Source organism: Haliscomenobacter sp., assembly GCF_033763495.1.
In the GTDB taxonomy this organism is placed as follows: domain Bacteria; phylum Bacteroidota; class Bacteroidia; order Chitinophagales; family Saprospiraceae; genus Haliscomenobacter.
Window position 1 is genome coordinate 1 of sequence record NZ_JANRKL010000064.1, and the last position, 26,943, is coordinate 26,943.

The 26,943-nt window shown below is 46.9% G+C and carries 17 protein-coding genes; 12 read left to right on the forward strand and 5 right to left on the reverse strand.

From position 1 onward, the window contains the following. Both SFV55_RS07300 and ppgK read left to right on the forward strand, forming a co-directional pair. Window positions 1-978 (forward strand): peptidylprolyl isomerase (locus SFV55_RS07300; RefSeq protein WP_320028824.1); only part of this gene is annotated, 978 nt, incomplete at its 5' end. A gap of 109 nt (window positions 979-1,087) precedes the next feature. Beyond that, on the forward strand, window positions 1,088-1,825 hold the full coding sequence (gene ppgK, locus SFV55_RS07305) for a polyphosphate--glucose phosphotransferase (protein WP_320028825.1): 738 nt from the start codon (window positions 1,088-1,090) through the stop codon (window positions 1,823-1,825). A 63-nt stretch (window positions 1,826-1,888) separates the two neighbouring features. Here ppgK and SFV55_RS07310 read toward each other — a convergent pair whose 3' ends face one another. From SFV55_RS07310 to SFV55_RS07320, 3 genes are all read right to left on the reverse strand, one after another. Beyond that, window positions 1,889-3,148 carry a serine hydrolase gene (locus SFV55_RS07310; protein ID WP_320028826.1) on the reverse strand — a complete coding sequence of 420 codons (1,260 nt, stop codon included), beginning with the start codon at window positions 3,146-3,148 and terminating at the stop codon, window positions 1,889-1,891. Beyond that, window positions 3,145-4,200: an aminotransferase class I/II-fold pyridoxal phosphate-dependent enzyme gene (locus SFV55_RS07315; protein WP_320028827.1), complete on the reverse strand. Its 1,056-nt coding sequence runs from the start codon at window positions 4,198-4,200 to the stop codon at window positions 3,145-3,147. Before SFV55_RS07315 ends, SFV55_RS07310 begins: the two co-directional genes overlap by 4 nt. 71 nt (window positions 4,201-4,271) lie before the next feature. Beyond that, window positions 4,272-6,479, reverse strand: coding sequence for a TonB-dependent receptor (locus SFV55_RS07320; RefSeq protein WP_320028828.1), 2,208 nt, complete (start codon window positions 6,477-6,479; stop codon window positions 4,272-4,274). A gap of 274 nt (window positions 6,480-6,753) precedes the next feature. Here SFV55_RS07320 and SFV55_RS07325 point away from each other — a divergent pair, with 274 nt between their 5' ends. Then, window positions 6,754-7,002, forward strand: coding sequence for a T9SS type A sorting domain-containing protein (locus SFV55_RS07325; RefSeq protein ID WP_320028861.1), 249 nt, complete (start codon window positions 6,754-6,756; stop codon window positions 7,000-7,002). A 98-nt stretch (window positions 7,003-7,100) separates the two neighbouring features. Here the strand turns inward: SFV55_RS07325 and SFV55_RS07330 are convergent, their stop codons facing one another. Beyond that, window positions 7,101-9,536, reverse strand: coding sequence for a TonB-dependent receptor (locus SFV55_RS07330; protein ID WP_320028829.1), 2,436 nt, complete (start codon window positions 9,534-9,536; stop codon window positions 7,101-7,103). A 105-nt stretch (window positions 9,537-9,641) separates the two neighbouring features. Here SFV55_RS07330 and SFV55_RS07335 point away from each other — a divergent pair, with 105 nt between their 5' ends. The 9 genes from SFV55_RS07335 (at window position 9,642) to SFV55_RS07375 (ending at window position 26,264) form a co-directional block, all read left to right on the forward strand. Beyond that, a complete protein-coding gene (locus SFV55_RS07335; RefSeq protein WP_320028830.1) occupies window positions 9,642-10,514 on the forward strand; it encodes a DUF1080 domain-containing protein in 873 nt (290 codons plus the stop codon). A gap of 85 nt (window positions 10,515-10,599) precedes the next feature. Next, entirely contained in the window at window positions 10,600-11,778 is a 1,179-nt protein-coding gene (locus SFV55_RS07340) for a glycoside hydrolase family 88 protein (protein ID WP_320028831.1), read from the forward strand. A gap of 11 nt (window positions 11,779-11,789) precedes the next feature. Next, a complete protein-coding gene (locus SFV55_RS07345; protein WP_320028832.1) occupies window positions 11,790-12,962 on the forward strand; it encodes an alginate lyase family protein in 1,173 nt (390 codons plus the stop codon). Between the two features lie 135 nt (window positions 12,963-13,097). Beyond that, the gene (locus SFV55_RS07350) at window positions 13,098-16,310 is read left to right on the forward strand and encodes a SusC/RagA family TonB-linked outer membrane protein (RefSeq protein WP_320028833.1); all 3,213 of its coding nucleotides are present in this window, start codon (window positions 13,098-13,100) and stop codon (window positions 16,308-16,310) included. Between the two features lie 27 nt (window positions 16,311-16,337). Continuing rightward, entirely contained in the window at window positions 16,338-17,741 is a 1,404-nt protein-coding gene (locus SFV55_RS07355) for a SusD/RagB family nutrient-binding outer membrane lipoprotein (RefSeq protein ID WP_320028834.1), read from the forward strand. A gap of 104 nt (window positions 17,742-17,845) precedes the next feature. Next, window positions 17,846-20,695: a hypothetical protein gene (locus tag SFV55_RS07360; RefSeq protein WP_320028835.1), complete on the forward strand. Its 2,850-nt coding sequence runs from the start codon at window positions 17,846-17,848 to the stop codon at window positions 20,693-20,695. Between the two features lie 296 nt (window positions 20,696-20,991). After that, window positions 20,992-23,754 carry a right-handed parallel beta-helix repeat-containing protein gene (locus SFV55_RS07365; protein ID WP_320028836.1) on the forward strand — a complete coding sequence of 921 codons (2,763 nt, stop codon included), beginning with the start codon at window positions 20,992-20,994 and terminating at the stop codon, window positions 23,752-23,754. Window positions 23,755-23,951: 197 nt separating this feature from the next. Next, on the forward strand, window positions 23,952-24,806 hold the full coding sequence (locus SFV55_RS07370) for a sugar phosphate isomerase/epimerase (protein ID WP_320028837.1): 855 nt from the start codon (window positions 23,952-23,954) through the stop codon (window positions 24,804-24,806). Between the two features lie 21 nt (window positions 24,807-24,827). Next, entirely contained in the window at window positions 24,828-26,264 is a 1,437-nt protein-coding gene (locus SFV55_RS07375) for a hypothetical protein (protein ID WP_320028838.1), read from the forward strand. 7 nt (window positions 26,265-26,271) lie between these two features. On the opposite strand, the gene SFV55_RS07380 is transcribed toward SFV55_RS07375, so the two are convergent. Beyond that, entirely contained in the window at window positions 26,272-26,817 is a 546-nt protein-coding gene (locus tag SFV55_RS07380) for a GNAT family N-acetyltransferase (protein ID WP_320028839.1), read from the reverse strand. Between the last annotated feature and the right edge of the window lie 126 nt (window positions 26,818-26,943).

Sequence of the window (26,943 nt, forward strand, 5' to 3'; positions counted from 1 at the left end):
GCCGCTAGCAATCCGGTCACTGAGCGTAGCCGAAGTGCCGGATTGCTAGCGGCAGCATCAATTCCTCAACTCCTCAACCAAATTATACCTATGAAATCGAACCTAATCAATCATTACCTCATCCTGTTGCTACTCGTAGCCCTGAGCTCCTGTGCGAGCATTAAGCCCTCTTTTATGTATTCTGGTGCCACGGAAGCTCCTTCACCTGTCACCTTTACGAATACCACCGCCAAACCTGCCGAAACTTACCACTGGGATTTTGGCGATGGCAATACTTCCGAAGAAGCCTCCCCTGTGCATGCCTTTTTGGCCTCGGGTACCTATACCGTCAAACTAACTGCCAAATCGGGAAGCAAAAGCAAAACCTTCGAAGACAAAGTTTCGATCAAAGCTCCAAAAGTTTGTTTGGTCATGATTGAAACCGACTTTGGCAATATGTTGGTCCGTTTGTCTGACGGAACCCCCAAACACCGCGACAATTTCCTCAAACTGGCCGAACAAGGCTACTACGATGGTACGCTGTTTCATCGGGTCATCAGTGGTTTTATGATCCAGGGTGGCGATCCTAATTCTAAAAATGCCAAGCCAGGTCAGGCCCTGGGCATGGGTGATCCTGGTTATACCATCGAAGCCGAATTTGTCGACTCACTGGTACACGTAAAAGGGGCATTGGCCGCTGCACGCACCAACAATCCGCAAAAACGCTCTTCAGGCTCGCAGTTTTACATCGTACATGGAAGCCCTACTAGTGAAGCTCAACTCAACCAAGTCGAAGGCGCGCGCAATTTTCGCTACAGCAAGGCCCAACGTGATGCCTACCAAAAGAGTGGGGGTACCTCCATGTTAGACCGCGAATACACCGTTTTTGGCCAGGTAATTCAGGGGCTGGATGTCATCGACAAAATTGCTGCACAAGCAACCAACCCTGGAGACCGCCCGGTTAAGGATGTCAAAATGAAAGTTAAAGTGATTAAATAATATAGGATTATGAGGTAAAATGGTCAGTGCGTCAAACAGTCACTTCGACTACGCTCAGTGAGCGTTTGACACACTGGCCGCTTCACCTCACAACCCTGAACAACATACCATGTCTCAACACATCCTCGGAGTCGACGTAGGTGGCTCTGGCATCAAAGGCTCATTGGTCAATATTCAAACAGGTGAGCTCGTTGGCGATCGCATTCGAGTGGAAACTCCTGCCCCGGCCAACCCCAACATGATTGCCGAAGCTTTTGCCGGTTTGATCAAAAAAATTGGTTATAAAGGCCCTATTGGTTGTGGGTTTCCAGCAATTGTTCAACATGGGGTTGCCAAATCGGCAGCCAATATTGACAAAAGTTGGATTGGACACAACATTGAACAAGAATTCAGTGAGGCCTGTGGCAATCCTGTCAAAGCCTTGAATGATGCCGATGCTGCGGGTTTGGCAGAATTAACCTTTGGGCAAGGTCGGGGTGTGGAAGGGGTAGTCCTGCTTATCACGATCGGTACTGGCCTGGGTACTGCCCAGTTTGTGGATGGCACCTTGGTACCCAACACTGAATTTGGGCACCTCTACTTGCACGGTCGCATTGCTGAGCACTACTGCTCCAACCGCATCCGCGAGGAAGAAAACCTGAGCTGGGGCGACTGGGCACACCGCTTCAGCGAGTACCTGCGCCATCTGGAGCGCCTACTGACCCCCGATCTGTTCATCCTGGGCGGTGGTGTAAGCAAGGAGTTTAAAGATTTTGGGCATTTGCTCAAGGTGAATACTCCAGTGAAACCAGCCAAGTTGTTGAACAATGCCGGGATCGTAGGAGCGGCGGTTTACGCAGGAAAGTAGGGGGTGATCGAATAGGGGGTGCCAAATTTTAGTTAGCCCCCCTCTACTTGGCTGATGTTTTTCTTATTCACCGTCCTCAGCCTTAAACTTCGCCAAAACTGGCCGCACCAACTTAGGCCTCTGCAATTCGTGTACATAAATCGCCTGGCCTACTTTACCCAAAAATGGCAGGCCAATTTCATCGTATTCATACTTACCGTCGTTAAAAATTTCATCGTTGTTGACCCGGATAGAGGCTGCCACCATGAACTCAACTCCATTTTCAAAATCGACGATATAGGCAACATCACTGAGAAAGCCATAAGCCAGCCCCACCTTGTTGAAAATACGAATATTGTTGGGGATGGTCATTGGAGGTTTTTTATCACCAAACAAAAGGAACTTCACATAATTGTCTTCCTCGGCATGTTCGGGATACGCCGGATGAGTACTTTCACGTGGGTAAGCCGACATACATTTGTACAAAAACTTGTAGTCCGCTTCCGTCAAGTCAAAACGTTGGTCTGGCCGCACTGCTTCAGGAAAAAGTACAGCTTTGAGCATATCATGAAGCTCTTCCAAACCCACATAGTTGCGGTTCAGAAAATCAAAAGGTTGGTTGATCAGGGTTGAATCTCCCTCGATGTACCCTTTACCTTGCAATTGTTTGCGCAAATTTAAGCGGGGGAAAGCGGCACTCATTACCTGACCTTGTTGGAAGATGGGTTTGCCCAGCGTGTCAAAAAAGGTAATCGGATTGGTGTATCGGTTGCTTTCCACATCAAAACCCGGTACCGACAAGCGGTGAATGATGCGGCTGCGTTTATAGCCTTTGTTCCAGAGTTGTTTGTTGAGGTATTCTTGCCCCAGGAATTCGTACAAACGATTGTAGGCGTCGTTGTCACTTACCAAAAAAATCTTTTTAATATAGTTGGCAATCGATGGCTGGCCATTTTCAGCACTGGTATCTTCCGAAACCGAAGTTTGAGGTGGACGTCCGGCGCCTGTGTGCATAGGACTGTACTTGGACAAACCTTCCACCTTGATCTGGTTGAGCTTTTCTAGCGCTAAAAATGCAACCGGCATTTTGACCGTGCTTGCTGGATAATAGTACAAATTGGTATCCAAATTGTACGTATAGGATCGAAAAGACGGAAAATTATTGGCATCCCGATCAATCTGGGTATAGATGATCTGCACCTGGTAACGATCTACCTTATTGAGGATGGAATCCATCCAGGGGCCCTGTTTTTCCAAAATCAAACGCAGGGTATTTTTTTGCGCTTGCAAATTGGGCAAAAAAGCCAAACACAATGAAAAAACAATGAGGATCGATCTGCTCATGATCGTGGTTTTTGAGATTTAAACTGTAAAATTTTAATCAAGGTTTCAAGATCGCCTTCAGTATGTAGACTACTCAACACAATGCGAGTAACCAAATCATCCTGTGGCGTGGGGTACGGAAAACTGGAAATCAGGATTTTTCGCTCTGCTAAAAACGTAGCCAATCCAGAATTTGCGGTATAAAATACGGGATATTCTGGAAAAAAATGAAAATCTGATTCTGTCGATAAATATTGTACGAATTGACGAACATTTAGTTGCAGTTTCTGCCGGGCTTTTATGTAAATCGCCTGTCCCTGCAACAAGGCCCACAAAAAACCGGGTGAAGGTGGTGACGCCCCTCCAAAATATGGATTGCGCAACAAACGCTCCATCCAAAACTTTGGTCCTAGGATTACCCCGGCTGGAATTCCCAAGGCTTTGCCCAATGAACTGACAACTAGCAACTCTGCACCAGCTGGCAAATTTACCTGGGAATAAATGCCAGCACCATTTTCGCCCAATACCCCAAAGCCATGTGAGTCATCGATAACCAGAATCAATTCCCGCTGAGGCTTTAAATGTTGCAACCATTTGAAATCAAACTGTCGCACGTACAAAGGATCAACGGAATTGGCGGCCAGGATCAAGGGTGCGCCGGGCTGATTCGCCAGTTCTACTGCTTTTTCCACCCAATCCTCCCAGCTTTTTATGCTCGGTGCAGCCCCCGCCCAAATGGCTGGATGCGCTCCTGGTGCCGGGAATACTTCGCCGTGTGTGCCCAATACCTTCATCAACAATTGCCCGGCCAATGTGCCGGATGACAACAATAGCGCCTGTTCTGCTCCAGCATTCTGAGCCAGAAATGCCTCGGCTTCGCCAAAAATATTGATTTGGATATTGGACAAGCGGGAACCACCGAAATGCAGGCCAAATTTTTGGATGCCTTCCCGTACCAATGCCTGTAAATCCTCATTCCAGGCTGCCCCCAGATAGCCAGTGCCGCTGAAATAAAGCCAGTTTTCTCCGTCGATTTGAGTACATCGACCGGGGAGTTGATTGATTGAATACATCTTGTAAAAATCTATCTACTTGCTGGCTATTTAAGGATATACCGGCCTCTCAGGGCAAACCCCTTAAGGCTTTATTCAAAGGTAATCTTTACTCCTGCATTCACCACAAAACCATCCATTGGCGCATAAATTTCCCTAAACATAGGGTTGTTGGGAAAACCGGAATAAATGGGTCCGTAACGGGTTTGCCGGGCATCTAAAAAGTTTTCAAAATTGAGAAAAAAAGAGTACTTATCCCAGCTTTTTTCGCCCATGAATCCACAAATCCAATAAGCCCGGCTGCGTGCTTCCTCATCGCTCAGGCGTTGAGGGCTAAAATAATAGGCTTCCAGGCCAAAACGCCACTCGTCTTCCAATTCATACATCAGCACAGTATTGATGCGGTGTTTCGGCGTCAGGGGCAATTGTATTGCGGTGCCTCCGTCTTTCCGTTTGGCATCGGTCAGGGTATAGCCCAAAAACAACTTCCATGGCTCCCGATAACTGAATTTGACATTCGTTTCAATCCCCCGGGTAGTGTAATTGCCTTCCAGGTTGATGAAATAATAAGGCGTCCCCTGATTTTGAGCTTCCAAAATCAGGGGATGGTTCAATTGGGTATAAAAAAACAACTGATTCCAACTGTAAGTAATTTCTTCCTTCAAAAAAGGCAATTCAAAACTACCCTGGTAACTGAAATCGAAGTTTACCCCAAAGGACCGCTCCAGGCGAAGCGCATCCGCATCGGGCAAAGCTATACCCCGATAGGCCAGGGCTTCACTTTCTTCTGTAAACAGTGTAGGGGCTTTGTACCCCAGGCCAATGTTGATCCGGGCCAAAAACGCCTCGGTCATTTTGTACAAAACGGCCAGACGCGGCAATATTGCTGCGCCGTAGTGCTGGATCAAATCTGTGCGCAAGCCGGCTTCTAGGGTGTATTGTTCGGTCGGGGTCCAGGTATACTGGGCAAAAGTGCCAAAATTGCGCAGGTTGTAATTGCGCGGTGGGAGGGGATTTTGGCGGGTTTGTAGGGTACCTTCTTCAAAATGTTCACTTTGGTAGTTGATCCCAGCGATCAGTTCCCGGTCGTTATCGGGGCGCAAACGGGCATGAATTTCAGAAAATGAGTTCAATTGAGCCCCATCAAACCGGTATTGAGATTGGGTTAAATCCCGGTTGTACCTTCCAATGCTGTTGCGCAGGCTGAACTGAAGGCGTTTGTTGAACTTGTGGTCGATTTGCAATTGAGTCGAAAAACGATTGCTTTTATTGCGCTCAAAAGTCCCCCATTGCGCCAAGCCGCGAATGTATTTCATATCGCCACCCAGGCGGTTTTCTACACTGTAGTTGAATCCCGCTTGAATGGTCGTGTTTTCCTGAAAATAAAACCAGAAACGGGGATTGAGACTCAGACGATTGAAGCGGGGAATGGCGGAAAAACCAATATCGGCGGGGTCGTAGGAAGATCCGGAATTGCGGGAGGCCAGGAGGGTAAAACCTACATCATCATCGAGTTTGCGGCTGGTGAACGCACTGAGGTCGAGGCCACCCGCCGAGCTCACGTTGGCCAAAAGGCGGGTAAGGGGTTTTTCTTCGGGTTGGCGGGTAATAAAATTGACCAAACCCGCAATAGCTCCGCCGCCGTAAAGGGTCGAAGCCGAGCCTTTAATGACTTCCACCTGTTTGAGGTCAAGCGGTAAAATTTGCAGCAGGCCCAAGCCACTGGACAACCCCGAGTACAGGGGTAATCCATCGCGAAGGAGTTGGGTGTAACGCCCATCCAAACCCTGAATCCGGATGGAGGCATTGGCCGAGGTAGCGGAGGTTTGTTGGGTTTGGATGCCCGTACTTTCATTGAGCAACATGCGGACGTCGCCGGGTTTCATGTTGATTTTTTCTTCCAGTTCTTCTTGCGCAATGACTTCCACCCTGCTCGGAATCCGCGCAATCCCCCTGCTGCTGCGGGTACTGCGAATAACGATTTCCTCCAGTTCCTCCTCTACTTCAAACAAGGAGAAAACGATTTGTACATTTTTAGCCAGGGGAAAAGTAGCACTGCGTTGTTGGGTTCGATAACCCAGGTAGCGGCACTGCAGGGTCTGGATGCCAGCTGGAACATCCTTCAAAATGAGCACACCCGCCGAATCGGCCTGCCCTCCAATGTTGAACCCTTCCACCAAAATGGCCGCGCCAGGCAAGGGCTCCTGTGTAAGGGCATCCCGAACTTTGATGCTGACCGTGTTTTGGGAAAAAAGGGAAATGGTGGGGAGGAATAGCAAGGCGTAAAGCAGTTTTCTCATTCAAAGGCTGTTTCGATGGGAAATAATAGACTTTATGGGCAAAATTAGCTAAAATGAGCATACCATACTCAAAGCTGGAAATAAAAACACCCTACTCGCGTTCAAAACTTTGACCGACCTAAACTTTAACCCAACGCATAAAATTCTTACCTTCCTTGGATTGTGCCTGTGCAGTTATTTTTTGTGCGCTCAAGCGCCCAATCAAGTACCCGGAGAACTCCTCCGTGCAACTTCAACCCAGTTGTAATGCCACTTGGTGGGCGCAAAATAAATCCTGGCCCACCCCAATCCTTTCCGCGAACAATTGCTGGTGCCCATTCGCAGCCCCCAGGCCATCGAAAATGCGACGCTGGAAGTCTTCAATCTGCAAGGGCAAGGTATGCACAGCCAAACCGTCAACATCCCGGCGAATTTTCCAGGTTTGGCTGAAATTGATGCCAATAGCTGGCCTCAAGGAATGTATCTCCTGCGTTTGCGCTGGAAAGGCCAGGAAATGGTGGTGCAGAAGGTAGTGAAGATGTGATGGAGAAGCAATTGACCCATACATTCGGGATACTGAATGTTTGGGTCAATTACATCTATCTCCTTGGAATTTTGCGGTTTATTGGCCGCATTAAATCTCTACCCAACCCTTCTTCTTTCGTCTTCTACCCCGCTGTTGCGCTGCCGGGCTCTGGTGATGGTGTTTTTCCCGAATCGCTGGGTATAAGATGCCGTAACCACTTTGGAGTCCCAGGTGCGGTCGGTGAAAAAGTCCATGTTTTGGTACTTGACCAATACCGCGATGCGGTTGGTGTAAAAAATGTCCGAAATGGCCAGTTTGAAGGTGGCATTTTTGTCCTTTGACACTTTTTGCAGGCCACTTGAAACCTGCGCCAGATTGCGAATGATGAATAGGCCCCAGGCGTTTTTGGACTGGTAAAATCCGCTCAACTCAGCGCTCCAGCCTTTGCCAAGGCTGATCGTATTGTTCAAGCTGGCATCCCAGGCGGTGAAATCATTAATCAGATTGCCCCCTTGCAACGGGCTGGAATACTGGTTCCGGTATACACTGGCATTGAGGTTGGAGTTCAACCATTTTTTGATGGAAATGGGGATAAAAACGCCAAGGTTGACTTGGTCAAAATCCTGCAGGTTGGCGGGAATTTGATAGGAGATTTTGGTCAAATCATCCTGCACAAAAATATCCGTGATCACCTCGCGAGTGCTGGCGTAGCTGAAAGAGGTGACGTATTTGTTCAAAAAGGTGTGGTTCACTTCATAAGAATTGGTCAACACCGGTTTTAGTGTTGGTTCGCCAACCACGTAGGTATAGGGGTCGACAAAAATTTTGAAGGGATTCAATTGCCGGTAACTCGGGCGGTCGATCCTTTTGGCGTAGGAGAGGGAAAGTTGGTGTTTGTCGGACAACTTTCGGTTGACCACAAAGTTGGGAAACAGGTTAGCATAGCTGCGGCTGAACTCCTCCCCAGTTGCCAATTGCTCACCCCGGGTGGAGGTTTGCTCCAGGCGCAGCCCCGCTTGAAGATCAAATTTTTTGAAGGTCTTGGCAAAACTGAAATAGGCCGCATTCACATTTTCCCGGTAAATAAAGTGATTGGAGCGGCTTTGATCCAGTACAGGCGTCTCTTCGGTGACGTCAAAAAATTTCACATCATTGTCCGAGTCCACGATACTCAATTTAATGCCTGCTTCAAATTTAGCATTATTTTTTAGCGGGTTGACGTAATCCGCCTTTAGAGACCTCACTGTGATTAGCCCGTTTTGATCGGTATTGAGTTTATCCCCTGCAATCAAGGAATTGTTGGCATTGTAATTGGCATTGTTGATGTTTTGGAAGGTATTGGCCTTGAATTGGCCGTAGTCGAGGTCGGTGGTTAACTCGCGGCCAGTACTATCGAAAGTGTGTTTAAAATTGAAATTGCCGAAGCCATTGAAGCGGTTTTCATTCAAGCGGATATCCGTTTTGGTAGTATAATCCAATTGGCCATTGGGCAAGGTGATCAGGGAATTGGTTTTGCCGTCGCGTTCGCTGCCATTCCAGTTGAGGTTAAAGAGTGCCCCAACTACCGTTTTTTTGTTCAAGTAATAATCCACCCCAAAACGGGTGTTGTCGCTGCTGATCGGTTGTTTGATAAAGGAAGTTTGGTCAAAAGTGGATTGCAGGGCCTGATTGGCGTCAAAAAACTTCCGATTGATGTAAAAACGGGTAAAATGCTGTGGCTGGGCGTGGGAATAATTGCCAAATACATTCCACTTCTTTTTGCGGAAATTGGCATTGGTGCTGGCAGATGGTTTGTTGTAAAAACCCTGCCCCAGGCTCAGCGTCAGCGCGCCGTTGAGGCCCTGGCGTTGGTCTTTTTTAAACTTGATGTTGATGATCCCTGCGTTGCCAGCCGCGTCATAGCGTGCGGAGGGTTGGGTGATGATTTCAATAGTGGCAATGTTGGAGGCTGGAATACCTTTGAGGTAGGCCACCAAATCCGCACCGGAGAGTGGAGAAGGTTTTCCATCAATCATCACCACCACGCCTTGTTTGCCTTTAAGGTTGATGGAGCTTTCCTGATTGACCATCACACCGGGTGCCCGCTCCAGCACTTCGAGTACTGAACTCCCCGCACTGGCAATGCTGTTTTCTACATTCACCACCAGTTTATCCAGTTTTCTTTCGATGAACGGTTTTTTGGCTTCAATGGTGACTCCTGTCAAGGACTGCACCTGAGGGCTCAATACAATTAGCGGCAATTTGACCATTTGGCCACTTTCATTAATATTCAATGCCTCCGATTTAATTTTGCCATAACCAACCTGAGAAACGGCTACGACATAGGTTCCTGGTTTGATGTTTTCAAATTCAAAAACACCGTCTTCATTGGGTAAAGCCGTTTTTACCAACACGGAATCAGCACTGCGTTGTAAAACCACAGTGGCATTGAGGGCAGGCTTGTTGTTTTCAAGTTGAACTTGACCAGAAATCATTCCATTGCTTGCAACTTGTGCATGGACAAGTACAACCTGAATGGAAACCAATAGGGTGAGCGATATATACTTCAGCATCGGGTAATTTTTACACAAAGCTATACCCTGGAAACGACTAAAAAATCACCCAAGATGGGGGGAAATAAATATCTTACCGTGCATTTGATCACAAGACAAGTTCCAATGAAAAAAATACTTTCCCTCATCAATGGCACAAGCGCTTTGTGCGCACTCCTGATCCTTTTGAGCTATTCCAGCTGCTCCACCACCAAAAAAAGCGTTGAATCCAAGGGCTGGATTTCCCTATTCAACGGCAAAGACACCAAAGACTGGATCGTCAAAATTTTCCACCACGAAGTGGGCGACAACTACGGCAATACCTTCCGGGTCGAAGATGGCATGATCAAAGTGCGCTACGACCAGTATGACAAATTCAACAACCGCTACGGCCACCTTTATTACAAACAACCTTATTCGCATTATCACCTGGTCATCGAATACCGCTTCGCCGACGAATGGCGCAAAGACGCCCCCAGCTACACCCAACTCAACAGCGGGGTGATGTTCCACTCTCAAGACCCCCGCACCATGCCCAAGGAACAGGATTGGCCCATCTCGGTGGAAATGCAATTCCTCGCCGGGCTAGGCGATGGCAAACCTCGGCCCACCGGCAACATGTGCTCACCGGGCACCGATGTGATTTTTCAAGGCAAAAAAGACCCTCGCCACTGCATCGAATCCAGTTCTAAAACCTATGGCAAAGACGAATGGGTACGCGCCGAACTGATCGTATTGGGGGATTCCCTGATCACCCACATCATCAATGGCGAAGTGGTGCTGCAATACTCCCAACCGCAGATTGGCGGCGGCGTAGCGAATGGCTTTGACCCGAGCATTAAAGTGGATGGCAAACTGCTGAAAGAAGGTTTCATCGCCTTGCAAAGTGAGGGGCAACCGATTGATTTTCGGAAGGTGGAGTTGTTGAATTTGGAGGGATTAAATCCGAAGTCGGCTTTGTATCAGAAGTATTTTGCGCCACCGGCGGAGATGAAATAAAGGGAATAATTAATAAGCCTAGGGAAAACCACACTTTTATTCGTCTATACCCCAAACACCTCTGCCATTTCAAAAATTCAATTCGATGAAAAAACTGGTTTTTCCCTTGCTCCTTTGGTCATTTTTGCTCCAAACCCAGGCACAAAACAAGTTGCCACCCCTTGATCACGCTGCGCTGCAATTCAAACTGGCCTTTAAAGCCATCGACCAGGCAAAAACCAAAAACGGCAACCTCGTCAGCCCCCGCTCCCTGCGCGAAGACACGCTTTTTATGGTACCAAGCCGGGATTGGACCAGTGGTTTTTTTTCGGGTAACCTTTGGTACATGTACGAACTCAGCGGAGATCAATTCTGGCAACAAAAGGCTCGGGAATTCACGGCTAATCTCGAACGCGAAAAAACCAATGGCACCACCCACGACATGGGCTTCAAAATGTATTGCAGCTATGGCAACGGCTATCGCCTGACCAATGATGCCAGCTATCGCAATATCCTGATCGAATCGGCCCGCACCCTCTGCACCCGTTTTCATCCTAAAATTGGCAGCTTGCGTTCCTGGGATCACAGCAAGGACAAGTGGGATTTTCCGGTTATCATCGACAACATGATGAACCTCGAACTCCTCTTTTGGGCTTTCAAACAAACGCAGGATTCGCTGTTTTACAAAGTAGCAGTAAGCCACGCCAACACCACCATGCAAAACCACTTCCGGCCCGATTACAGTTCCTACCACGTGGTCGGGTACGATGTAAACAGTGGCAAAGCCATCCAAAAAAACACCCATCAGGGTTATAGCCACGAATCGGCTTGGGCCAGAGGGCAATCCTGGGGACTGTATGCTTATACAATGTGTTACCGCGAAACAGGCAAAAAAGAGTACCTACAACTGGCTGAAAACATTGCCCAATTCATCCTGAACCATCCCAACTTACCCAAGGATCTGGTACCCTACTGGGATTTTAATGCACCCAGCATTCCCAATGCCCCCCGCGACGCCTCAGCTGCTGCGCTCATGGCTGCTGCGTTTTATGAATTGAGCACGCTGGTGCCTGCCAAAGCCAAATTTTACCAGCAAAAGGCGGACAAAATTCTGCACAACCTGACCAAAAATTACCGGACTGCACCCAATACCCATGCTGGCTTTTTATTGACCCAAAGCACCGGACACCTGCCTGGCAAGCACGAGATCAATGTCCCCATCGTTTATGCCGATTATTACTACCTGGAAGCCTTGCTGAGGAAGAAAAATTTGCGCAAAAACTAAAAAAAGGCCTCATGAACCGGAACCAAATTTTGCTCTTGTTGAATCTTTATATAGTTAGTTCATTGGTCCTTCCCGCGCAAAATGCTCCAAAAGCAGTAAGCAGGATTTTAAAAAAAGAAGTGCTGGCTCAGGCCAACTGGGCACTGACCCAATACCCGATCACCGTCACCGCTGCCCAATGCGAACGCTCCGCAGGTGGCCTGCACGATTTTTATTCCGAGGGCGATTATTGGTGGCCCAATCCCGATGACCCCCAAGGCCCTTATATTCAGCGCGACGGGCAGTCGAACCCCGGCAATTTTACGGCCCATCGCCAAGCCATGGTGCGTTTTAGTCAAGTCATTGGAGCGCTGGCCTCCGCCTATCTTTTGACCAAAAACGAGCAATACGTCAAACACGCTTTTACCCACTTGCGCGCCTGGTTCATCGATGAGCAAACTCATATGAATCCCTCCTTGCTGTATGCCCAAGCCATCAAAGGCCGGGTTACTGGCCGGGGCATTGGCATCATCGACATGATTCAAATGCTGGAGGTAGCGCAAGGAATCCGGGTCATGGAAAAAGCCAAAAGCGTAAACCAGGCAGAATTGCAACAAATTAAAAACTGGTTTGCGCAGTATTTACAATGGGTGACCACCCACCAATACGGCCTCGACGAACGCGACGCCAAAAACAACCACGGCACCTGCTGGGTGATGCAAGTGGCCGTTTTTGCCAAATTGACCCAAAATCAGGAATTGATCGACTATTGCAAAACCCGCTTCAAAACCATTTTACTTCCCAATCAAATGGAGCCGGATGGCAGCTTCCCGCTCGAACTGCGGCGCACCAAACCCTACGGTTATTCCCTTTTCAATCTGGATGCGATGGCGAGTATTTGTCACCTTTTATCTGATCAACAGGAAAACCTCTGGGAATTCAGTTTGCCTGATGGCCGCAAACTCCGCAAAGCCATTGAATTCATGTATCCCTTTGTTGCCAATAAATCGAGCTGGACTTATCCTAAAGACGTGATGTATTGGGAGGAATGGCCCGTAGCGCAGCCTTTTTTACTCTTTGCTTATCATCAATACCACAAAAAGGAATGGCTGGATACCTGGGTAAAACTGGAACATTTCCCCAAAACCGAAGAAGTCATTCGGAACCTGCCCATTCGAAGCCCCTTGATCTGGGTGTGTAATTGACTCGGATTCAAAATAATTTACCGTTTAAGACTATTTTATTTTTTAGTATGAAAACAAGCATTTATTTTTAATTTTTTAAAAAAACATATCGCTATTTTGATTAAACAAACACTCACTAACCAAATATTTTTCAACATGAAGCATTTTTTACTCTCCATGTTTTTGCTGTTGTTCGGCTTAAACATGACATTTGCCCAGAAGTCGATCTCCGGCAAGGTGACGAGTTCTACCGGAGAAGCACTCATCGGTGCAAACATCAGTGTAAAAGAGAGCCCGACTATAGGTACTTTTACAGACATCAATGGGGATTTTCAACTGAATTTACCCGCTTCAGCTACTGCTTTGGTAGTTAGTTACACCGGATTTGAGACCAAAGAAGTAGCCGTTGGCACTTCGAATACCATCAATATCGTGCTGCAAGAAGGTACCCTCCTGGAGGAACTGGTAGTGACCGCCCTAGGATTTACCGCTAAAAAAGACCGCTCTGGGGCGACCTCTTCCAGTGTTGGGTCTACTGCGATTAGAAGTTCGGGTGAATCAGGTATTTTGAACAGTTTGGCCGGTAAGGCCTCCGGAGTAAAAATAACCCGCGCCAATGGAGACCCTGGAGCAGGCACCAATGTTCAGATCAGAGGAGCAAATACCATCGGGGGGGCTTCCCAACCTTTAATTATTGTAGATGGTGTACCCCTCTCCAACGACAACCTGTACGGTAGCGGTAGTTCCCGCAGCGGTGGGGTATCTCAGCAATCCCGCCTCAATGACCTCAATCCCGAAGATGTAGAATCGGTGCAAGTGTTGAAAGGTGCCTCCGCAGCAGCACTCTGGGGCTCCAGAGCAGCCAACGGGGTATTGGTGATCACCACCAAACAGGGCAAACTCAATCAGGGAATAAAAGTGTCCTTTTCTACCACCTACTCCATGGATGAGATCAACAGACGGCATCCGCTTCAGTCGGCGTTTGGGCAGGGTAGTGCTGGAAAATACAGTGCCACTTCACTCAATTCCTGGGGGGATAAAATCGCCGACCGGGCCGGAGGCGAAGATGAAGTAATCACTACAGGTGAGTATTTTTTGGCCGACAATGGGGACAAAATTTACCCAATCAGAACAAAAAGATCAAAACAAACCTTTAATGAAGAAAATTTTGATGCGGTTTTCCAAACTGGGCACTTTATTGAAAACAATTTGACCATTACGGGCGGTGGTGCTAAGGCAACCAATTATTTTAGCGTTGGTTACCTTACCCAGGACGGGATCGTCAAAAACAGTGATTACAATCGCGCCACGGTTCGATTCAACAACCAAACCTATTTTACCGATCATATTTCGCTCACGACCAAGGCCAATTACATTTACACGAACAGCAACCGAATCCAACAAAACTCCAATACCGCAGGTCTGTTACTTGGCTTATTGAGAACGCCTCCTGATTACGACAACCGCAGCTACATAGGTACCCACTTTGATAGCAAAGGGGTGCCAACTCCGAATAGACAACGCAGCTATCGCCGATACCTGGGAAACAACATCAACCCTGTTTACAACAACCCGTTGTGGACAACCAATGAACAAGAAGCCACCACTACGGTCAATCGTTTCAACTTGTCCTCCAATTTAAACATCAACCCGGTTTCCTGGCTCAATTTGGACCTGCGCGGGGGTGTCGATTCCTATTTGGACAAACGTGTTTATTTTTCCCCTGTTGGTTCGGCTAGCTTTAACAATGGAAGATTGGACAATGAGGACTTTAGCAATACCGAGCTGAACTTGGACGCCATTGCGCGGGCTGATTTTCCAGACTTGGTGCCTGGCAAGATTGGGTTCAACGCCACCCTGGGATTCAACGTCAATGATCGCCTCCGCAAAACCCTGTATGCAGCAACCCAAACCTTTCTCGTAAACAGTAAGTTGCAGTCATTCAGCAATGCGGTTGCACCTTTTGAGGTATCCAATAGCACCAACCACATCCGTTCCAATCGATTGTATTCCGTACTTTCCTTTGATCTGTTCAATCAGTTATTCCTAAACCTTTCCGGTACTCAGGAAGCTGCTTCCAGTATTGAAGGCACTTACTTTTACCCATCAGCCGACCTCGCCTGGCAATTCACCAAGGTAGGAGCTTTAAAAAGTAATTTTTTGAGCTTTGGCAAACTGCGCGCGTCCTGGGGACAAGTGGGTGTACAGCCTACCGCTTATCGGTTTGGTACCACTTACGAAACCTTCAGCTACGGCACTTATGATGACGCTTTGGACATCAATGAATTTGGTGGCGGTTTCCGCTTGAATGATGATCAGGGCAACCCCAATTTGAGTCCGGAAATAAAAACAGAATTGGAATTTGGTGCCGATTTACGTTTCTGGAAAAATCGTTTCACTCTGGGGCTTACTTATTATCAAAATGAGATCAAAGACATCCTGTTTTTGCTCAGCCTTTCCCCCTCTTCGGGCTTTTTATCCAAATACTCCAATGCGGGTCGGATGGAAAACAAAGGCTTGGAAGTGGATTTTGGTTTCAAGCTCCTGGATCATAAAAACTACGGATTGGAGTTGTATGGCAACTTCAACAACAACCGTAACAAAGTACTGGACCTTGCCGGGGTAGACCGGGTTCCATTGTCGGATCAGTCCATTACTTCAAACGCCATTGTGGGTCAACCATTAGGTGTACTCTTCGGGTCGCGGGCAGCCAGAAACCCTGATGGTACCTTGAAATTGAATGCCAATGGTTTTCCTACACTCGATCCTGAACAGGGCATCATCGGAGACCCCAATCCAGACTGGCGGGGTGGCCTGGGTTTGCGTGGCAATTTCAAAAACCTCAGCTTCAACGTGTTGTTTGAAACGTATCAAGGCGGAGATTTTGCAGAAAGAACCCGCTTTGTATTGACCAGCTTTGGTACCTACGGAACAGTGGGCAACGAAGTAACCCTGGATAAGCGTTTGGTCAATTCAGCAGGAAAAGCATTTGAAGCTGGTACTACCGTTCGGGGCAATATTTTCAACTACGGTGCTGGAGATGTGCTGCTGGATGAATCCTGGTATACTACCCTGGGCGGCGGCTTGGGCGGTTCAGCCATCAATGAATTTTCCATCGCTGACGGATCATGGACCCGCCTGAGAGAAGTGTCTCTGGGCTATACCTTCTCAGGGGCGAAGTTCAAAAAAGCTACTGGCCTTCAGTCCATTGAACTCTCGCTAGCGGGTAGAAACATTGCTTTGTGGACGGATATTCTGGGGATCGATCCGGAGGTCAATCAATCAGGGGTAGACAATGGATTTGGCATTGAATACTTCACCAATCCAAGTACCCGCTCATGGTTAGCTACTTTGAAGCTGAATTTCTAATTTTTCACCCCATCTAAAGTGTATACAATGAATACGATCAAACATATCTTTTTTGTTTTCATCCTTCTTTTTGCCGTAGGTTGTCAAGATCTCGTGGAAGGCATCAATGACAATCCAAACGAGATTTCTTCTGATAATTTTGATGCAGGCGTTTTATTGCTCAAAGGCATTGAATTGGCCAATATCTCGGTTCAACTGGGCCACCAAACCCGTATTTCGGGCATGTGGAGCGGGCAAACCATTGGGGTGTCCTTGTTGTACAAGAGCCTTTACGAGTACAACATCTCAGCCGAAGAAACCTCGGGCATCTGGGAAAATGCCTACCAGGGCGTAGTGAAACAAGCCAGGCTAATGCGGGAACAAACCGCCACTAGCCCTAAAGCCAAGCAATACGCAGGCATTGTAAAGGTACTTGAAGCGAATGCCATAGGAACTATCGCCAGTTTGTTTGGCAATGTACCGTATAATGAGATTTCAAATGATGCGATTCTGGATCCAGCTTTTGATTCCCAAAAAGCCGTATTTGCTAAATTACAGGGTTTGCTCGATGAGGCAATTGCCGATTTGACTGCTGCGCCAACCTCTACAGTTGTTGAAGACCTGCACTTTGCTGGAGATACCAAAAAATGGATAAAGGTAGCCCGTACCCTCAAGGCTCGCCTGTACATGTATACCCGGGAATACGACAAGGCTTACCAGGAAGCACTACAAGGCATTGCTTTGTCTACTGAATCCATGATCTTCACCCCTCCGAACCTGGGCATTGGCAGCCAAAACCTCAACTATAAAATGATCGATCAACGAGGCGGGTATTGGGGATTTACGGGATCACATCTTGACCAGCTGATGAAATCGACCCGCAACCATGCCAAAACCAATGAAGCTGCTCGCTTGGCCTATTATCGTTTTGACGGAAACACTGCCAACAACAACAAGGGTATTGCTGCAGTAAACCGCCCAATGACCGTGGTTGGGTACGAAGAAAACCTCTTGATTCTTGCGGAGGCTGGAGTCCGTACCGGAAAAGTAACCGAAGGATTGGCCAAACTCAATGAATTGCGTGCGCATTTGGCCTCTGGAAAGGCATTTACGAAATTGGCTACCACTGACGTATCTGTTTATCAAGCTTTTGTGCTAGAGGATTTTGCGGCAGGGGGAATAGAGAATGCCAACAATATTGACCAAACCAAAGCCTTGCTTCGCGAAATCATCGAAGAGCGCTACGTCAGTGGCTTTACCCAACTGATGCCTTTTGACGATTTGCGCAGATTGAGCGCCAAAGAAAGGGATATTGCCGTGTTGCCACCCTTTAATTCAAGTACAGCAACGAAATATCCACAACGATTCATTGTTGCACAAACCGAATTGAGCGCCAACCCGAATGCACCAAGCGATCCGGGCATTTTTGCCGAAACGGAAGTGAATAAGTAATCAGACTTTTCAATTTAGACAAGCTCTAAGAGGAAACCCATTAAGTAGTCAGTGGGTTTCCTCTTTTTTTTAGCCTCTATTTTTTAGCAATTCAAATTAGCGTTATGAAGTTATTCGTTTCTTTTCTCGCCTGTTTTTTTTCCCTGTTTCTCATTGCACAGGACAATTCAGTAAACTTATCTGGCCTTAGCTTTCGCAATATTGGCCCAGCCAGTTCGGGGGGACGGGTCGTGGACATTGAAGCCCATCCCAATGATTTTACCAAGGTTTATGTGGCCTCAGCTTCTGGAGGGGTGTGGAAATCCACCAATGCCGGCACCACCTGGAAACCTGTATTTGACACCTATGAAAGTGCCTCTATTGGGGATATTGCCATTGATCCATCCAATCCTGAAACCATCTGGGTAGGCACCGGAGAGGCCAACAACCGCAATAGTGTTTCTTGGGGAAACGGCATTTATAAATCAATTGATGGAGGGCTCACCTTTGAAAACAAGGGCTTACAATCCACCCATCAAATCAGCAGAATATCGGTCAACCCCACTGATGCTCAAGAGGTATGTGCATGCGCCATCGGTCACCTTTGGGGCTATTCGGGTGAAAGGGGCTTGTTCAAAACGAAAAACGGTGGAGCTTCCTGGGAAAAAAAGACCAATGGGCTCCCCAATGACGGAAAAACAGGCTGTATCGATTTGGTCAGAGACAGCAAAAACCCCAAGGTACTTTACGCTGGGTTCTACCATCGATTGAGACAACCCCATAATTTTTACTCCGGGGGCGAACAGGGAGGAATTTACAAAAGCACCGATGGTGGCGAGACCTGGAAAAAACTGAGCAACGGCCTCCCTACTGGCCCAACCGGGCGCATTGGTCTGGCCATTTACGAGAAGAACCCGGCCATTGTGATGGCCATTGTAGAGGCAGCAAAATCGGATACGCTGGCCAAGCCAGGCAGTGGCATTTACCGATCTGAAGACGGTGGAAAATCTTGGACCTACGTCAACAAGTACAACAATCGCCCTTTTTACTACAGTCAAATCCGAATCAACCCACTTGACGACAAGAGGGTCTATGTGCTGGCCACACCATTTATGGTATCCGAAGACGGAGGAAAAACCTTCAAAAACGGGAGCGTCGACCAGGAAGTTCACGGCGATTTCCACGCCATGTGGCTGGACCCCAACAACAAAAATCGCTATTATCTAGGCGCAGATAAGGGATTTTCACTCACCCATGATCATGGAGCCAATTTTCAATTGATCGACAACCTGCCCATCTCCCAGTTTTATCGGATCAATTACGACATGCAAAAACCCTATTACGTCTACGGAGGCCTGCAAGACAATGGGTCGTTTGCCATAGCCTCCTTTGCCCGCGATGCCCGGGGCATTTTGAACGATCACACCTGGAAGATGCACTGGGGCGATGGCCAGTACGCTGCTGTCAATCCATTTGACCATACCGAAGCCTACAGCGGGATGGAAAATGGCAGCTATTTTAGCTACAATACCGTCACCCACGCCATGAGTCCAATCAGCCCTACTGTTGGCAATGTCTCTAACTACTCAGCTTATTTCAAAGCCAATGACCCCGACTCAGAGTCGGCCATCCGTTTCAATTGGTCGGCACCACTGGTAATGTCGCCCAACAATCCTTCGATTCTTTACATTGGAGGTAATCATTTGTACAAGTCTGTGAACAAAGGCCAGAGTTGGACCATCATCAGCCCTGATTTATCCACGAATGACCCCGTCAAAAGAAAAGCTGGACAGAGTGGAGGCATTACGCCAGACAATACCGGAGCCGAAACCCATTGTAGCATTTATTCGATTTCGGTGTCCTCCATTTCCGAAGCCGTGATTTGGGTGGGAACGGACGACGGCCTGGTTCAAGTGACCCTTGATGGAGGTCAAAACTGGTCAAATGTTCGATCGAATATCCAGAATGTGCCAGCAGGAATGTGGGTAAGCAGGGTACAAGCCTCCCATTTCCATCCAGGAAGGGCTTATGTAACCTTCGACGGCCATCGGAGCGATCATTTTGAGCCTTGGATTTTTGTCACCGAGGACTTTGGCCGCAGCTGGCAGCAAATTACCAATGGGCTCAAATCAGGAGAAGTAGTTCGATCTATCGTTGAAGACCACAAAAACCCTGATTTGCTCTTCATTGGATCAGAAACTGGTGTGTGGATGACCCTCAATCGCGGGCAAATGTGGACCCGGATGCAGGGGCTACCTACCGTTTCGGTGTACGACCTCAAGATTCACTCCCGGGAAAATGATTTGATTGTTGCCACACACGGCAGAGGCATTTGGGTGATGGATGACATTTCACCCCTACAGGAACTGTCTCCATCTGTAAAAACCAAACAAGTGCACCTGTTTACCCAAAAAGAGGCAACGCTGTGGGAAAACGTGAGCAGAGGGGGGCAAAGAGGCCATTTCTGGTGGGCTGGCGGCAATCCAAAATACATCGTGAATACATCCAGTTTACCGCGGGCAACGTTTGAATCTACCGCACCCATCTCCTTTTACATAGCCGACCCCAGCATCGACAGCGTGCTTCTCAACATTACAAACCCTGCAGAAAACCTCAGCTTCAGCCATCGGATCAAAGTCCATCAAGGCATCAATCGATACTATTGGAATCGAGAATTTGACGCCCGGGCTTTCACGGAGGAGGAAAACGTACAGGTACAGGCCTTGTTTAAGGAAATCACAGCCCACGACCATTCTATTGCCATGAATAACCTCTATCAGCGATTTTTGAAAGCGACTACTCCGCTGCAAAAACGGCAGATCATGGAGCAAGTTTCTAGGACTTCGCTCCAGCAAATTCCAGAACGATTGGGAATGCACCGTGCAGAAGATGGTTTCTACAAAGTCCAGCTCCAATATAAAAATAATGTCGAGGAGGGCACGCTGGTCATTCAAAAAGACCCTTTGTCAAAATAGGTTGCTGGCACAAAAAATACAGTGAGATTCTGTATATAGACATGACCCGTTTGCGTCGTGCCGATTAAATTTGGCATTGAACCTGAAGATTACATCTGGTATTGTATTGGAGGTTGCATTTCAAGCTAAAAAATCGATTTTCGTCAACTTCTTACCGAACTGGGTGTTACAAAAGAAAATACTGTAAAAAAGCACTAATAGTATAACAGGGAAGATTAGCATAACAAGGATGTTGGGTTAAATATTTTTCAATACTTAACCCAACCATTTTATTAAACTTATTCAACATATTTTTCATGAAGCCATTGTTATTCGGAGTTTTATTCCTAACAAGTTTTCACCTCCATTCAACTACTTACTATTTTTCATCCTCTAGCGGATCAGATGAATATACCGTTGAGCAAGCCCAAAATATGGCTACTCCCTGGCAAACATTGGGCAAACTCAACGCCATAATGAACATTCTTCAACCTGGAGATCAAATTTTGTTAAAGCGTGGAGATGTGTTCTCTGGAACCATATTAATCCAAACCTCCGGAGCCTTGGGAAACCCAATCACCCTAGGCGCTTATGGCCAAGGAACAACAAAACCCATACTGGATAGTCGCCTCAAATTGAGCAATTGGAGCTATTTGGGCAATAACATTTGGGAAACCAGCAGCACCGATCTAAATAGTCAACCGACCGCCTTGATGATCAACGAAGTATTAAAGCCATTGGGTCGATATCCGAATGTAGATGCTCCTAATGGAGGCTACTTAACCTTTTTATCAGATCCAACTGAACCTAGTAAAGTTATCATTGACCAGACACTTTCAGATACCCCCAATTGGACCGGAGCAGAAGCAGTCGTTCGGACCAGGCGCTGGTCTCTGGAAAGAAAACTCATTGCTAACCATTCGGGAACAACCCTTACTTTTACCAGTGATGCAGCATACAGGTTATCTGACAATTATGGTTATTTTTTGCAAAACCACCCTGCTGCACTTGACCAGGAAGGCGAATGGTGTTTTATAGACAACAAAATCCTAGTTTATTCCACCAGCGACCTCAACATGCAAGATGTTAAGGTCGCCAACACCAATAACTTACTGGATGTCAACAACCAACAGAATTGGATAATTGATGGATTTATTTTGCGCGGAGCAAAAACAAATGCTTTCGATGCAATTCAGATACAAAACTTCACCCTACAGAATTGTGATTTTTGGGGATCAGGAAGAAATGCCATCAGAATAACTTCAACTTCTCCGGAGAGTGGTGGGAATCAAATTCTAAACAATACATTTTACTACACCCAAAGCAATTGTATCATGGCCACGTCAGGCCAAGTCATGATAAAAGGCAATATCATTAAGCATACAGGGTCAGTAGTAGGTATGGCTGAAGGTGGACAAATGGGCTTAGCAATCAATGTGGGTGGAGACGCAGTCGTCGAACAAAATACCATTGACTCAACAGGCTATATTCCCATTCGTTTTGAAGGAAGTAATGTGGTGATTAAAGAAAATGTCATTAATTATTTCTGTATGGTCATTGATGATGGAGGTGGAATTTATACCTGGAGTAATGGAAAAAGCGAATTGGCCAATAGAAAAGTGATCAACAACATCATTCTGAATGGTTTAGGGGCTCCCTATGGCACCGATGATCCATCGCTCTCTCCTGTTGAAGGCATCTATTTAGATGATCGCTCAGCCGATGTAGAAGTCAACGGAAATTCAATTGGCTATTGCAACAATCAGGGCATTTTACTCCACAATGCCTACAAATGCATCATAAAAAACAATACCGTTTTCGGCTGCTCTACGGCTATTGCAATGATTCATGATGACTTTGCACCCAACTACCCAATTGTTGATTGTGTCATCCAAAATAACATCCTAGTTTCGAATAGCCCAGATGTAAGTAAAATACTGCTGGATTTTGACACCAGAGATGCTAGTTTATTGAGCAGATTGGGGGACCTCAACCACAACATCTATTGCCAGCCATTTCATAAGGATGCATTTATAAAATACAGTTATGGCAAGGCTGCTACTCAGAAACCCTTGTCTTTAAACTTAAGTGAATGGCAAGCCACGAGTGGTTATGATGCAAACACCAAACTCTCTCCAATTCAGTTCTCTTTTGCGAAACAAGTACTTTCCCCCAACCTTATTTCGAATGGCACATTTGAAACAAATACCAATAGTTGGAGTTTTTGGAATCCAGTGGTGAACTCCTCGGTCATGAGTTGGGTAGAGGATCAACTTGACTCAGGAAGCATTTCTTTTTCTGTAAAAGGGAGTAAAAATCTTTCTTCACGGCTAGAAACCTTACTTTCTCGATCAACCGACCTAGGCAAAACCTATCTGCTCAAAATGAGTACGAAAGGAACCACAGATGGACACATTAGTGCTTACCTTATTCAAAACATACCGCCCTATCCACTTGGTTCCCGTTTTTATTCTATTCCTACCAGCCCAAATCGCCGAGACGTGGAGTTTATTGTAAGTCCAACGCTTGGTTTGAATACGCCCAGCCTGTTTATCGACATTGGACAAGAAGATGGTACAGTATATCTTGATAATATTGAGCTGTATGAAGTAAAGACTTCGAGCCCAGACAACTACATTCGTTTCGAGTATAATGCATCGGTCAACACTCGAACCTTTACGGCAGACCAAGGTTACCTCACACCAGCGGGTCTTTTTTATCCTTCAGGAAGTTCAATTGCCATACCTCCATTTAGCTCAGTCGTATTGTTGGCTAAAGACCAATCTACTGGAATAAAGTATCCTCGAGCCACCGTAAGGAGTGCTCTGAAGGTCTTCCCGAATCCACTATCTAATGAAGATTTATCAATCACCCTTAAAGGATACGCTCCTCAGGAAGAAGTTCGGGTTGCCGTTTATGATGTAGCGGGCAGGTTGGTTTACCAAAAAACAACGAAACTGCTTAATGAATCAGAAGTGGTCCTTAAACTTGATAGCCGCATCTTTTCAAAGGGAATTTATTTGGTAAAAACCTATAATCACCGAGGAATAGAACAGGTTGCGAAGTTTGTGGTAAATTGATTGTTCTACTCTATTTTTCTTTTAATCTTCAATACAAGTGAAAAAATAGGGTATTTATTTTGCCCTACTACCAGGAGGTTAGTGGAATAATAAATAAGCAGAAATTCATCAGGGAAAAACTTGCGCTGTATCGTCTATGCTTTACAAAGAGGATTTCTATTGTAACTTACCTACATCAACCATCAAACCAAGCAAAAATGCAAGCAACTCTAAAATCGATCAGTATTGGCCTCTTGGTATTGTTCTGTGTACAAGTTTTTGCGCAGACAAAATTTGGGAAAGTCCTCAAAACCACTCCGGGTATAGTCTCCTACACCTTCCGCAATGAATTTGCCAAAAACGTGCCCCAAACGCTCGACAACATCAAAGCCCTCGGCATCACCAACATCGAATTTTCCAATCTATTTGGCAAAACCTCCACTGAACTACGTGAGATGTTGAATGACAGAGGCATGATTTGCACTAGTTATGGGGTTAGTTATGAGGCTTTGCAAAATAAGATGGATGCCGTGATTCAGGATGCCAAAACCTTAGGTGCCGAATTTGTCCGTGTAGCCTGGATTCCTCACACTGCACCAATGGATTTGACGCTGGCGCAAAAAACGGTGGCCGACTTCAACAGTTTTGGGCAAAAGCTCAAAGAAAATGGCCTGACTTTTTGTTACCACAACCACGGCTTTGAGTTTTTACCCTACCAAAACGGCACCTATTTCGACTACATCGTGCAAAATACCAACCCGGATTATGTCTCTTTTGAAATGGACATCCTTTGGGTATTCCATCCCGGTCAAGATCCGGCGGCTTTGCTCAAAAAATACCCTACCCGTTTTCGCCTGATGCACGTCAAAGACTTGAAAAAAGGCGTGGTGGGAGACTTCAGTGGCGGCACTCCGGTGGAAAATGATGTAACCCTCGGGACAGGGCAACTGGATTTGCCCAAAATCATGAAGGCGGCCCGCAAAACAAAAATCAAGCACTACTACATAGAAGATGAAAGCCCGATTGCTGGCCAGCAGGTGCCGCTGAGTTTGTTGTACTTAAAAGGTTTGTAGATTTACATAAAAAATCAAATTATGCGGATTTCCACAATCCTGACGGCTCAATGTATAGTCATTGGGCTTTCCTGTTTTTTTATCCAAAACGGCCTTAATGCACAAACCCCTACCCAAATCAAAGGTGTTTTCCCACAAATGGCCATTGTAGCAGACCACAAAGACCGCAGCGAAGCGGGTATTGGCGCGGTTATCCCTTGGGCCAACAAGCTTTGGGCAGTGGGGTATGTAGCACACATCAGGGGTTCCGGACTGGGTTTGTACGAAATCAGTGCTGACATGACCAGTCGCCGGCATCCCGCCAGTTATACGGGTACTTACGCCAATCGCCATATCCACAATGAATCAGATCAAGCTTTCATTGGTCCTTATGCCATCGATACCCTGGGCCGGGTGCGGATCATCGAAGACCTGAAACGGCATCGCCTCACCGGGACCATGCAGCACTTGACGCGTCCGGATTCCATGGTTTATTTTTTGACCATGGAAGGCCTTTTTTTTGAGACCAATGTGTATACGCTCAAAAGCAAACAGCTGTACGATCTAGTAACTGAGCTAGAGATTCCCAAAGCGGCACAGGTACATTTCAAAAGTGCCTTCACCCAGGATGGGCGGGTAGTGGTGGCCAACAACTCCTATTACGAAGAGGACTTTTTGGGCAAAAGGGCAGCTGGTCGTCTGGCGGAATGGGATGGTAAAAAATGGACCATCCTGGATCGCAATCCCTATGTGGAAGTCGCCGGAAAAAACTGGTCGGACAAAACCTACGGCAACGCCATCTACGCCACCGGATGGGATCAAGGCTCGGTGATTTTGAAGTTTTACAAGGCCGGAACCTGGAAAACCTACCGTTTGCCCAAAGCCAGTTACGCTTTCGATCACGCCTGGAATACAGAGTGGATGCGCATTCGGGAAGCCCAAACCGAGCGCTACCTGATGGACATTCATGGCATTTTTTATGAAATGCCAACCATTACCTACGGTGGAAACATTCTGGCCATTCGCCCCATTTCCAACCACCTACGCATCATCCCCGATTTTTGTTACTGGCGGGGCATGCTCGTGCTGACGGGTGATCAGGCCGATCGTTCAAGCGGGCAACCCCAATCCAACCTCTGGTTTGGCAACATCGACGAGTTGTGGCAAATGGGCAAACCTAGCGGTTGGGGAGCACCCTGGTGGGAGAAATCAGTACAAAAAGGCGAAGTTTCTGACCCTTTTTTGATGACGGGCTTTGACAAAAAAGTGGTCCACCTGACTCAGGACTCCGATCAGGAAGTGGAGTTCAAAATTGAAATTGATTTCAAAGGCACTGGTGATTGGCACACTTATCAAACGATCAAAGTGCCCGCCAAGGGTTATGTGCACCACGAATTCCCAAGCGGGTTTTCCTGCCATTGGGTAAGGGTAACGGCAAGCAAGGCTTGTAAAACTACGGTTTATTTTGTGTATAGTTGAGAAGCCGTTAATTTTCATTCGTCTTCTCCACTTTCCATTGCCAGATCGTCCCATCCTCCGCATCATACATCTCTTCGACAAAACTCATCCCGCATTTTTTTAATACATGAGTGGATGCATTTGGCTCGGCCAAAGTATGCGCCTGTACTGCTTTGACTTCTTCATGTTGAAAAGCCCGATCGATCAAACCCTGCGCAAACTCCGTGGCATACCCCTGATTGCGATATTCCGGGCGGATTTCGTAACCTATTTCCACCACCCCATAGCGAGTGGCCCCACCTTTGTAGCCACCGGCACCGATCAAGCGATTGTCCGTCTTGTGAATGGCCAAATATTGCCACCAGGCTTCTTCCGCTGGGTTAACCCGTACCCTTTCCATGGAATAAACACTGGGTTCATCCCCAAACTCGGTCCAACCAGCCGTCACCTCTACATCCAAATAACTGGCCACTTCGCGGTCATGCCGCAAAATCGCTTCATACAATGGAATCGAACAAGCCACCAAATAAAGGCGAGGCGTTTCGAGAATGAGTTCGGTAAGATTGGGTTTCATGTATTTTATTTAGCAAAAAGCGAAAAGCGAAAAGCGAAAATTTAAAGGGGCATCGGGACCTCTCCAAATTTGAAAGCAGAAAAAAATTGGAAACAGTTGAAAATCCAATGGTATATCTGCCATCTG

Bases quoted from the DNA above. Each gene is read 5' to 3' on its own strand.
- SFV55_RS07320 (WP_320028828.1), bottom strand. From the start codon at position 6,479: ATGAGAAAACTGCTTTACGCCTTGCTATTCCTCCCCACCATTTCCCTT.
- SFV55_RS07380 (WP_320028839.1), bottom strand. From the start codon at position 26,817: ATGAAACCCAATCTTACCGAACTCATTCTCGAAACGCCTCGCCTTTAT.
- SFV55_RS07335 (WP_320028830.1), top strand. From the start codon at position 9,642: ATGAAAAAAATACTTTCCCTCATCAATGGCACAAGCGCTTTGTGCGCA.
- SFV55_RS07315 (WP_320028827.1), bottom strand. From the start codon at position 4,200: ATGTATTCAATCAATCAACTCCCCGGTCGATGTACTCAAATCGACGGA.
- SFV55_RS07370 (WP_320028837.1), top strand. From the start codon at position 23,952: ATGCAAGCAACTCTAAAATCGATCAGTATTGGCCTCTTGGTATTGTTC.
- SFV55_RS07350 (WP_320028833.1), top strand. From the start codon at position 13,098: ATGAAGCATTTTTTACTCTCCATGTTTTTGCTGTTGTTCGGCTTAAAC.
- SFV55_RS07330 (WP_320028829.1), bottom strand. From the start codon at position 9,536: ATGCTGAAGTATATATCGCTCACCCTATTGGTTTCCATTCAGGTTGTA.
- SFV55_RS07355 (WP_320028834.1), top strand. From the start codon at position 16,338: ATGAATACGATCAAACATATCTTTTTTGTTTTCATCCTTCTTTTTGCC.
- SFV55_RS07360 (WP_320028835.1), top strand. From the start codon at position 17,846: ATGAAGTTATTCGTTTCTTTTCTCGCCTGTTTTTTTTCCCTGTTTCTC.
- SFV55_RS07345 (WP_320028832.1), top strand. From the start codon at position 11,790: ATGAACCGGAACCAAATTTTGCTCTTGTTGAATCTTTATATAGTTAGT.
- SFV55_RS07340 (WP_320028831.1), top strand. From the start codon at position 10,600: ATGAAAAAACTGGTTTTTCCCTTGCTCCTTTGGTCATTTTTGCTCCAA.
- SFV55_RS07375 (WP_320028838.1), top strand. From the start codon at position 24,828: ATGCGGATTTCCACAATCCTGACGGCTCAATGTATAGTCATTGGGCTT.
- SFV55_RS07365 (WP_320028836.1), top strand. From the start codon at position 20,992: ATGAAGCCATTGTTATTCGGAGTTTTATTCCTAACAAGTTTTCACCTC.
- SFV55_RS07310 (WP_320028826.1), bottom strand. From the start codon at position 3,148: ATGAGCAGATCGATCCTCATTGTTTTTTCATTGTGTTTGGCTTTTTTG.
- ppgK (WP_320028825.1), top strand. From the start codon at position 1,088: ATGTCTCAACACATCCTCGGAGTCGACGTAGGTGGCTCTGGCATCAAA.